The following is a 6,287-nucleotide window of genomic DNA, read 5'->3' as shown; positions in this document are numbered from 1 at the left end:
AATGCGCCTTGGGCGCCATGCACCGCCGTCCCCAGGCCAAGTACCAGCAAGGCGAACAGCCCGGCACACAACAGCGCGGCGAGGCGATCGAAGGCATGCCCGGCCATTGGAATGACCGGCAATGAGCGCAGGCCCAACATCAACGCCAGCAACCCCAGCGGCACATTGATCAGGTACAGCCAGTGCCAGCTCGCGACCGACAAAATCGCCGACGCAGCCGTCGGCCCGAGCGTAAACGCCAGCCCCACCACCAGCGAGTTATAGCCCAGGCCGCGCCCGAGCATGCGCGACGGGTAGATATGCCGCAGCAACGCCGTGTTGACGCTCATGATCGCCGCCGCACCGAGCCCCTGCACCACCCGCGCCGCCGTGAGCGTGACCAGCGACCCGGCGATCCCGCAAAACAGCGACGAGACGATAAACAGCAGCAAACCACCGAGGTACACCCGACGGTGCCCGAGCACATCACTCAGCGAAGCGAAGGGCAGTACCGTGGCAATGATCGCCAACTGGTAGGCATTGACCACCCAGATCACCGAAGCGGAGTCGGTGCCAATGCCTTCGGCCAGGGTCGGCAGCGCGGTGTTGACGATGGCCGTGTCCAGGGTCGCCATGCCGATGCCCAGGGAAATGGCGATGACCGCCGGCAGGCGTTTATTCAGGGGCAACCCATCGGCAACAGAAGACATGAACCCTCCGCACAGGTGACAAAAGGCCGCTAGATTAAGGGCTGCGGCGATTTTTTTCTGCGGTCAATGCGTTGGCTGTCAACATATTCATGTTGCCTGCACCGGTAAAAAAAACGCGCCAACTCCGTATCGGTGATGGCGCGTGCGCTGACTCAACGACCCAGGCAAACGCCTGCTCAGATCAACACGGCACTCAGGTCCAGGCGCTCGTCCTTGAGCGGCGGGCACCAGTAATAGCCGCCGGTCAACGGTGTGCTGATGCGGTAGAGGCCGTCGACGATACCGTCTTCCAACCCACTCATGCGGCGCAGTTGTGCTTCAAACGCATCGAAGGAATGCCCGAACGCGAGGAACATCAAGCCGGCCTGGCCGTTTTCCGCCCACGGCATCGAGCGGCGGACCACGAACGCTTCCGGGGTGAAGCTTTCCTGGGCGGTGCGTTTGGTGTGGGCGGATTCGGGCGCGTCTTCCAGTTCTTCGTTGTCGCCATGGCGGCGACCGATGATGTGGTCGCGTTCCTGGGCAGGCAACGCGGCGAAACCATCGAGGTCGTGCTGCCATTGCTGGATCGCGGCGAAGCTGGCGCCGCTGTCGGTCAGCGCGGCTTCGACGGCGGCATCGTCGTGGGGGTTTTCGGTGCCGTCTTCGTAATCGGTCAGGTCAAAACCGCTCTTGTAGCGGAAGCCTTCGGTCGACTGCACCAGGCTGAACGCCGGGGCCAGGGCTTTCTCGAGCGCACGGCTGCGCAAGAGCAATTCACCGCGATCCACGCCATGCAGCCACACCCACAACGCCTGCTGGGTGGCGGGGTTATGCGCGCCCGGCCCGCTGACGGCAGGGAATGCGCGCAGCCCTTCAATCTGCGCGCCCAGTGCATTGACCAGCGGCTCACCCAGACCGACCACTGCGGCCGAATCCACCCACTGCGCCAGTGCCTCCAACGCAGCAGGTACAGCGGCCAGGGAGTCCACGGCAAAAAACAGATGACGTGCCTGCAAAGGCACCGGTGCGGCAAGAATGCCCGGCTGGTACTGACTCATGTGAACTCCTTCAAGTAAGCCGCGCAGTTTACCCGCCACGCGCCGCCGTGCGTACAAGAATGCGCGCAAGCCTTGCCACAGAACCCGTTGTTGGGTGACTCTCTAGTCATGTTTTGCAACTATTCCAGGGGTAGCAACATGACCACCGATAACCTGCTCGCCCAACTGTTTCCCACCCGTGCCGCCGATATTCCCGAGCAATTTCGCCTGGCCGCGCCCATTGAACAGCGTGATTACCTGGTCGACGGCCAGTTGCAGGTATGGAACGGCCCCTTGGCCCAGGTCCTCAGCCCGGTGCAACTGGGGGACGAACGCGTGAACATCGGCAGCACGCCGCTGCTGGATGCCGACACCGCCCTCACCGCCCTCGACGCCGCCGTGCGCGCCTATGACCGTGGCCAGGGTGAATGGCCGACAATGCGCGTGGTTGACCGCATCCGGCACGTCGAAGCGTTTTTGCGGCGCATGCGCGAACAGCGTGATGCGGTGGTCAAGTTGTTGATGTGGGAAATCGGCAAGAACCTCAAGGACTCGCAGAAAGAGTTCGACCGCACCTGCGACTACATCACCGACACCATCAATGCCCTCAAGGAACTCGACCGCCGCAGCAGCCGCTTCGAGCTGGAACAGGACACGCTCGGCCAGATCCGCCGCGTACCGATGGGCGTGGCGCTGTGCATGGGGCCTTATAACTACCCGTTGAACGAGACGTTTACCACGCTGATCCCGGCGCTGATCATGGGCAACACCGTGGTGTTCAAGCCGGCCAAGCTCGGCGTGCTGTTGATCCGCCCGCTGCTGGAAGCGTTCCGCGACAGCTTCCCGGCCGGGGTGATCAACGTGATCTATGGCAGCGGCCGCGAAACCGTCAGCGCGCTGATGGCCAGCGGCAAGATCGATATCTTCGCGTTCATCGGCACCAACAAGGCCGCCAGCGACCTGAAAAAACTGCACCCACGCCCGCACCGCCTGCGTGCTGCCCTGGGCCTGGACGCGAAGAACCCAGGCATCGTGCTGCCCCAGGTCGACCTGGACAATGCCGTCAGCGAAGCCGTCACCGGCGCACTGTCGTTCAACGGCCAGCGCTGCACCGCGTTGAAAATCCTGTTTGTGCATGAAGACGTGGTCGACAGCTTCATCCAGAAATTCAACGCCAAGCTAGCGACATTGAAGCCCGGCATGCCGTGGGAAGACGGCGTGGCACTGACGCCGCTGCCAGACGCCGGCAAGATCGATTACCTCAACGCGCTGGTCGCCGATGCGGCCCAACACGGCGCTCGCGTGGTGAATGCGAATGGCGGCGTCAGTCGCGGTACATTTTTCTACCCGGCGGTGCTGTACCCGGTAAACCCGCAGATGCGCGTGTACCACGAGGAACAGTTCGGCCCGGTGGTGCCGATCGTGCCCTACCGTGACCTGGAGACAGTGATCGATTACGTACTGGACTCGGATTTCGGCCAGCAACTGAGCCTGTTCGGCACCGACCCGGCCGAAATCGGACGGCTGGTGGACACCTTTGCCAACCAGGTCGGCCGTATCAATATCAACGCCCAGTGCCAGCGTGGCCCGGACACGTTCCCCTTCAACGGCCGCAAGAACTCGGCCGAAGGCACGCTGTCGGTACATGACGCCTTGCGCGTGTTCTCGATCCGCACCCTGGTGGCGACCAAGTTCCAGGACAACAACAAGGCGCTGCTCAGCGAGATCCTGCGCAACCGTGACTCGAACTTCTTGACCACTGACTACATTTTCTAGAGGACTGCTTGCCGTTGATTAACCTGCATTTGCCTGTGTTTGCGCGGCGCTTGCTGCGCCCGCTGCTCGACCCTTACCGCCGCTATCGCCATGCCAAGCTGATCCACGCCGTGCGCGTGTCCATCGGCTTGCTGGCGACGATCCTGCTGACCACCGGCATCAACCTGCCCCACGGCGAGTGGGCGTCGGTGACCATGCTGGTGGTGATCGGCGGCCTGCAGCACCACGGCAATATCGGCAAGAAAGCCATGGAGCGCGCCTACGGTACGCTGATCGGCGCCAGCGTCGGTTTGCTGCTGGTGGTGCAGGAGGCGTATGTGGGGCAGCCGCTGCTGACGTACCTGTTGATGTCAGTGGTGTGCGGGTTCTTCTCCTATCACGCCATCGGCAAGGGCGGGTACACCGCGTTGTTGTCGGCGATCACCGTGTTTATCGTCGCCGGGCATGGCGACAATCCGCTGTCGGACGGGTTGTGGCGCACGGTCGACATCCTGATCGGTATTGCGTTGGCCCTGGCGTTTTCCTTCGCTCTGCCGCTGTATGCCGTGTACTCCTGGCGCTACAACCTGGCCAGCGCCTTGCGCGACTGTGCCGCGATTTATAGCCGCATCATCAGCGGCCAATCGGTCACCGACGACGCACACCTCAAACTGCTCAGCCGCGTGAATACGGCGATGCTGCAATTGCGTTCGTTGATGCCCTCGGTGTCCAAGGAGGTGCGAATCTCCATGACCGAACTGGACACGATCCAACGGCATTTGCGCATGTGCATCAGCACCCTGGAGATTCTTGGCAACACCCGGCCGGACCCTCGCGACGAACAGGCGATGGCGCGGATGCAGGTGATGTTGAAAGCCGAGCACCGGCAGATTCGAGTGCAATTGGTCGGGATGGCGCGAGCGCTGAGGTCCGGCGTGACACCACGGTTGGAGCGGCCGAGCCAGGCTGTTGCCAGCGAGCCTACATTGGATGCGCCGGTCTACAGTGCATTGGATGGGTATCGGTTGTTGACCGTGCAACTGGCGGCGAATGTGGATGAGATGCGCCAGCGGTTGGCCAAAAGCGCTGGCCATTGGAAGATCTAATCGTCAGGGGTTTTAGCGCGTTTACCCGCGACAACACTTTCACACTTTCTCTTACATATTTTTCACGATTTATTCACATGGCGAGCCGTAGGGTGAAGCCTCATCCGTTACAAACGTTGCACATCAAGCCCGCCGCCCCAGCGGGCTTTTTTTTGCCCCGGATTCGGGCTAGCGCGCCGCCTTGCCGACGGGCGCTGTCGCTTGCTCGCGAATCGCGCGCTGGGTGTCGAGCACCTTGGCCAACGCCGTTTGCGCCTCAGGGCTTTGCTGCGGCACGCGAATCGCCGCCGAGACCAGCGTGATCAACTTGGCCATCACTTCGGCATCCGTGGCCGGGCGGCCCAGGCTCATGGAGTTCATCAACAGGCGCAGTTCGGTACCGGCCATCACGCCGGAAATTGCCTTCAGGGCAAACTGCAGGCGTACCCCCAGTTCGTTGCGCGGCAAGTCCGGCAAGGCCAGGGCGAAGGCTTCGAAGAAGCGCTGGAACACCGGCTGGTAATGCACCTTGAGGTATTCCTGGATAAACGGCGACGTATCGCTGTAGACCCGCCCGAGGAAACGAATGAACGAACGCCCTTCCCCGCTCGCCGGATCACTGCGCTCCAGGCCCATGGCCGGAGCGAACAGTACGCCGAGCAGCGTGTCGCAATCGAGGGGGCCGTCGGATTCGGCTTCACAGCGTGCCAGCAATTCCAGGCGCTGCTCGTTGAGCGGCTCAAGGCGCTGCATCAGCAGGGTTTTCATCAGGGAATCCTTGTCCCCGAAGTGATAGTTCACGGCGGCCAGGTTCACCTGGGCACGCTCGGTAATCTGCCGTAACAAAACGGCGTCATAACCATATTTGATGAAGAGAGCCTCTGTCGCATCCAGCAATCGAGTCTTGGTAATGTTTGGAGAGCTGACTTTCTTCACGACCATAAAAGTTCCAAGCGGGAAATATTGTTTTAAAAATAAATTTGATTTTTTATACCGGGGCCATCGCTCGAAAGCAAGCAGTGACACTCCACCATCTCATCGCAAGCCCTTGCATTCCGGCTCGTTGAGGCTAGCCAAAGGATTTTTGAGCGGTCGATTTCGCTCCCGGTGCATTTATTTCAAAGGGTAAAAACCCTCTACAACGATGGCTGGCGGAGCCGGTTGAACGCGGTTAGTATTCAAACAATATTTTAAAAACAAGAAATTAAACCAGTCCGTGACGCGTTCCAGGCAACCCCCGAACTTGTTACAAATTTTTACCGGGGCAGCACGGCGGCGTCGAGACTGCAGGCGTAGTCATGATGACAGACACCCCCGCGCACCCAGGCTTGATCTCCCTGCAAGGCATCGGCAAAAGCTATCAGCTCGCCGGTCAGCACCTGTCCATCCTCAATGATGTGTGCCTGTCCATCGCCCGCGGCGACAGTTGCGGCATTCTCGGCGCCTCCGGCTCCGGCAAAAGTACCCTGCTCAACATCCTCGGCCTGCTGGACTTGCCCGACGGCGGCCAGTACCGCTTTGCCGGCCACGATATTTTCAGCGCCAGCCCCGATGAACTGGCAGCGATCCGCAACCAGCAGATCGGCTTCGTATTCCAGAGTTTCAACCTGCTGCCGCGCCTCAGTGCCCTGGACAACGTCGCCCTGCCTCTGAGTTATCGCGGCGTGTCGCGCCACGAGTCGGTGGAACAGGCCCTGCGCATGCTCGAGCAGGTCGGCCTGGCCGAGCGCGCCCACCAT

General features: G+C 61.3%; 6 protein-coding genes. 3 read left to right on the top strand and 3 right to left on the bottom strand.

The features are described 5' to 3' along the window. Together L9Z73_RS23400 and L9Z73_RS23395 are read right to left on the bottom strand one after the other, a co-directional pair. Window positions 1-689, bottom strand: a 689-nt coding sequence (locus tag L9Z73_RS23400; RefSeq protein WP_247406097.1) for an MFS transporter, incomplete at its 3' end; no start/stop codon positions are given. A gap of 176 nt (window positions 690-865) precedes the next feature. After that, on the bottom strand, window positions 866-1,729 hold the full coding sequence (locus L9Z73_RS23395; RefSeq protein ID WP_247406094.1) for a Dyp-type peroxidase: 864 nt from the start codon (window positions 1,727-1,729) through the stop codon (window positions 866-868). 138 nt (window positions 1,730-1,867) lie between these two features. Between L9Z73_RS23395 and L9Z73_RS23390 the strand changes: the two genes are divergently transcribed. Beyond that, window positions 1,868-3,484: an NADP-dependent glyceraldehyde-3-phosphate dehydrogenase gene (locus L9Z73_RS23390; protein WP_247406092.1), complete on the top strand. Its 1,617-nt coding sequence runs from the start codon at window positions 1,868-1,870 to the stop codon at window positions 3,482-3,484. Between the two features lie 23 nt (window positions 3,485-3,507). After that, a complete protein-coding gene (locus tag L9Z73_RS23385; protein ID WP_247406098.1) occupies window positions 3,508-4,569 on the top strand; it encodes an FUSC family protein in 1,062 nt (353 codons plus the stop codon). 168 nt (window positions 4,570-4,737) lie between these two features. Here the strand turns inward: L9Z73_RS23385 and L9Z73_RS23380 are convergent, their stop codons facing one another. After that, on the bottom strand, window positions 4,738-5,490 hold the full coding sequence (locus L9Z73_RS23380) for a TetR/AcrR family transcriptional regulator (RefSeq protein WP_247406090.1): 753 nt from the start codon (window positions 5,488-5,490) through the stop codon (window positions 4,738-4,740). Window positions 5,491-5,876: 386 nt separating this feature from the next. On the opposite strand from L9Z73_RS23380, the gene L9Z73_RS23375 reads away from it, so the two are divergent. Further along, on the top strand, window positions 5,877-6,287 hold a 411-nt coding region (locus L9Z73_RS23375; protein WP_430624311.1), incomplete at its 3' end, for an ABC transporter ATP-binding protein.

Origin of the sequence: Pseudomonas emilianonis (assembly GCF_023072625.1) — a bacterium.
In the GTDB taxonomy this organism is placed as follows: Bacteria; Pseudomonadota; Gammaproteobacteria; order Pseudomonadales; family Pseudomonadaceae; genus Aquipseudomonas; species Aquipseudomonas paraveronii.
Note: the sequence above shows the minus strand (reverse complement) of the source record. Positions and strands in the feature narration are given on the sequence as shown.

Excerpts from the sequence above, each read along its gene's own strand:
- L9Z73_RS23395 (WP_247406094.1), bottom strand. The coding sequence starts at position 1,729 with ATGAGTCAGTACCAGCCGGGCATTCTTGCCGCACCGGTGCCTTTGCAG.
- L9Z73_RS23390 (WP_247406092.1), top strand. The coding sequence starts at position 1,868 with ATGACCACCGATAACCTGCTCGCCCAACTGTTTCCCACCCGTGCCGCC.
- L9Z73_RS23380 (WP_247406090.1), bottom strand. The coding sequence starts at position 5,490 with ATGGTCGTGAAGAAAGTCAGCTCTCCAAACATTACCAAGACTCGATTG.